This is a genomic window from Paenibacillus sp. BK033 (assembly GCF_004345425.1).
Classification (GTDB): domain Bacteria; phylum Bacillota; class Bacilli; order Paenibacillales; family Paenibacillaceae; genus Pristimantibacillus.
In genome coordinates this window covers 1-3,474 of the sequence record NZ_SLVP01000028.1, presented here as the reverse complement: position 1 = coordinate 3,474, position 3,474 = coordinate 1, and the positions used below count along the sequence as shown (strand labels likewise).

The following is a 3,474-nucleotide window of genomic DNA, read 5'->3' as shown; positions in this document are numbered from 1 at the left end:
CGGTACCGCCTCTCCGGATGCGAAAGAGCAACTTCGGAACAATTGTGAGCAGCAGCAGCTGTGCTTCCCAGCCAATTGTTGCTTTTATTTCAATCTGGTTGTTGATGTTGCTGACTTGGAGAAAAACTGAAGTTAACAGGTATTCTGCGCCCGGTGAGATTAAAAATGGAAGCGACCCCGTTCCTGCAGCAACATCTTGATATTGGTGATCTACTATATTAACAGGCATACTATCACCTCCTTTCATAACGGGCTAATTAAGGTAGCCGTATTAGCTGTTTCTGTAGACAGATACAGGACTTGTACAATCCGGGCATTTTCAGTCCGGGGGGATTCCACATGATGAAAAGTGTGATTGGGGTTGAAGAAATCGCTTTGGTCTAATAAAGGGAGTTAGCTGTGTGGATATAACCTATGTGCAACGGGGGGAATTTTGGCGCTCTAGCAGACGGAGGTTAATAGAACTTGCCTTTTCATATATTAGATTCATAGATTCATTACTATGCAATGTACAGATATACTAAGGACCATGGTAAATATTGCTGACAGTCACTTTCTGGTGAACTAACGGAGAACGATAGTTGAATAGCCAAACGAACGAATAAAGCTGCCGGCATGCAACCAGCAGCTTTATTACGTTAACGGGCAGGTTACTTCCAATATGTGCTAATATAGTATGACTATATTAGTGAGAAGAGAGGTCACCTCTAATGAGGATTGTTGTAACTGGCGGAGCGATTATAAGAGATAGCAACGGTAGAGTTTTATTGCAGCAGAGATCTGATTACGGTGATTGGGGATTGCCAGGCGGAGGCATGAATCCGGGTGAGACTATTTCAAGAGACAATGATACGAGAAGTTATTGAGGAGACAGGATTATCTGTTAAGGATTGTGAATTTTACGCAGTTTATAGCGGCCCTAGAATGGAATACACCTATCCTGATGGGAACAAGGTGGTTTTCGTTATGTTCCTTTTCAATGCTTGGACTAATCACAGTGAACATTTATCAGAAGATGGAGACACGATAAGATTCCAGGACGATCTATGTGAGTCATTGAAATTACAGTTCTGGAATATTAGCGATATCTCGCTGGATCAAATAAACATAGTCCAACGACCAGTTTTTGAAGATTTGCTTAGTGGAAAGATAAATATTCTTAGATCTTAAACTCCTAATTTGTTGAACGGGGAACGATAGTACATGAAACACACAAAAACAATGCATTGAAAAGTGTTGAGAGAAATTGCTATTATAGATATAAATTAGAGCCTTATATGTGACTGGCGAAGCATGGAGATCCATGAGGAAGCATATAAGTTAGAGCCGTCACGCCTGGGCAGAGGTAAGGGATTCCCCTTACCTCTTTGTGTTTATTCGAGAGGAGCAGATGCAGATGAACAAACTTCAACACGCTTTGTTTGAGAATCCTTATCCCGGAAGAACGCTTATTGTAGGTATGACTCCTTCAGGATCGCATTATGTACAGGTGTATTGGATTATGGGAAGAAGCACGAACAGTAGAAATCGAGTGTTTGAAAGAGAAGGTTTTAGTATAAGAAACAAAGCCTTTGATCCTGCTCTAGTGGAGGACCCTTCGCTCATAATTTACTATCCTATTCGACATTGGGATAACGTACACATTGTCTCTAATGGTGATCAAACTGAAACTATTTATGAAGGATTAAAGAATTACAGGTCCTTTTATGAATCATTAATGCTTAGAGAGTTTGAACCAGATGCTCCCCACTTTACCCCAAGAATTTCAGGTATAATTAACACAGATCTTAAGCAATACAGCTTATCAATTCTTAGAACACAAGACAATGACCCTTCAATTTGCATACGTAACATGTATCAATACAGCCGATTCAAGAAGGGAATAGGTCATTGTATACATACCTATAGAACAGAACTGGATGGTGTACTTAAACCATTCGAAGGTGATCCATTTGAAGTACCACTCTCCGATTCAATTGATGAAATAGCAGACTACTATTGGGAACGTATTGATTCTGAGAACAAAATTGCATTATTGGTAAAATTTGTTGACGTGCAGAATCAGGAAATAAACTTATTAATTCGAAATAAGCATTCAACTAACGGAGAACGTTAGTGGAAAGCATTGTGGAGCAGTTTGCCGGTGGCAGCTGCTCCACAATGCTTTCCGAAAAGGCAGGTTAGCAATTTGATTTCATAAATCACCATAACGTCTAAGACATAGGTATTTCAGAGGAGAATTGATTAGGTGTATTTTAAAATCATATCTGTATTTCTAGTTTTGTTAATAGTACTATCAGCCTGTTCAGGTAGTGGTGAAGATAATAAATCGTCGTTGGATGACGTAATTCAATCTATGGAAAACCAAGGTTTGAAAATACTTAAATTTAACCCAGAAAGAGGGGGAACAACATTTAATAAGCTCAATGATATTGAGGCTGAGACTTATGCTATAGATACATACGGTATGGGTGATGTCACAGATGAAGCAGATAATAAAGTGAATATCGATATTATGCTTCTTGCGAATGTGTACATATACGTTTTTAATACTGAAAAAGAACGAATTGAAGGGTTTAAAGATTTTCATAAGATATCGGACCAAGCTGACTTTGTTTTCCACCCCATAGTGTACGAGTCTAACAATATACTGGTCATCCATTTTCAATATCCTGAAGAAAAATCTGAGTACGACAATACGATTAAGCAAGCTATAGAAGAACTCTAATTAAAGTTAACAAAAAAAGAAATGCAGGTTCGTTAAGCTATCGGTGAACGCTAGTTCAACGAGCCATGTAGATTATTAAAACCTCTCCTTAGAAGCAAACTAGATTTAATAGCTTCTAAGGGGAGGTTTTGTTATGAACTTAAGTGAGTTGTGGAAGTTGTATGAAGCTGACAAACGAATTCAAGGATTTAGTCCAAAAACATTAAAAGCATACTCGCTTCAGCACAAAATGTTGATATTGGAACTAGGCGACCTGGCTATAACGGAGGTAACGTTAACAATGCTGAAGGAGTACTTAGCAAAACAAGCAGACAGATTGAAGCCAAGCAGCCTAGGCCATCGAATTCGATTTGACTCGTCCAACTAAACGAATGGCAATACCTACGATTAGATGGGCATTAAAACGCCTTGCAGATCGTGGAGAGATTGAAGCAAATGTATACCCCCATCGATTTCGGCATACCTATGCGTGCCAACTACTTGATAATGGTGCCCCTCTGGATTTCATCCAAGGTATGCTCGGCCATGAGAAGGCATCAACGACGCAAATCTACGCACAGCTCCGCGGCGAGTGTAGGAGAGAGCTTTATAAGCGCTTTTTTTAATGCCTTATTGGAGGCGGATTCCATCATAAATCCGCCTCTATTCAACTATTCCAGCTAATAGCTTGTCAATATTTAATTATTAATGGCATATTCACGAGGTGGTATACTGAAAAAAGGGTATAGCAAATAACCGTCCCTTCA

General features: G+C 39.4%; 5 protein-coding genes and 1 riboswitch. Of the genes, 4 read left to right on the top strand and 1 reads right to left on the bottom strand.

The genetic code is table 11. The features are described from left to right. Nucleotides 1–229 (bottom strand): hypothetical protein (locus EV294_RS30080; RefSeq protein WP_132313672.1); only part of this gene is annotated, 229 nt, incomplete at its 3' end. 481 nt (nt 230–710) lie between these two features. Between EV294_RS30080 and EV294_RS31170 the strand changes: the two genes are divergently transcribed. From EV294_RS31170 to EV294_RS31025, 4 genes are all read left to right on the top strand, one after another. Continuing rightward, complete coding sequence (locus tag EV294_RS31170) at nt 711–866, top strand: NUDIX domain-containing protein (RefSeq protein WP_243711842.1); 156 nt, start codon at nt 711–713, stop codon at nt 864–866. Nucleotides 867–1,269: 403 nt separating this feature from the next. Continuing rightward, nucleotides 1,270–1,348: riboswitch (ZMP/ZTP riboswitch) on the top strand. A gap of 48 nt (nt 1,349–1,396) precedes the next feature. After that, a complete protein-coding gene (locus EV294_RS30070; RefSeq protein ID WP_132313670.1) occupies nt 1,397–2,116 on the top strand; it encodes an IMP cyclohydrolase in 720 nt (239 codons plus the stop codon). Nucleotides 2,117–2,248: 132 nt separating this feature from the next. Next, the gene (locus EV294_RS30065; protein ID WP_132313668.1) at nt 2,249–2,728 is read left to right on the top strand and encodes a hypothetical protein; all 480 of its coding nucleotides are present in this window, start codon (nt 2,249–2,251) and stop codon (nt 2,726–2,728) included. Between the two features lie 371 nt (nt 2,729–3,099). Beyond that, the gene (locus tag EV294_RS31025) at nt 3,100–3,333 is read left to right on the top strand and encodes a tyrosine-type recombinase/integrase (protein ID WP_347813068.1); all 234 of its coding nucleotides are present in this window, start codon (nt 3,100–3,102) and stop codon (nt 3,331–3,333) included. Nucleotides 3,334–3,474 lie beyond the last annotated feature (141 nt).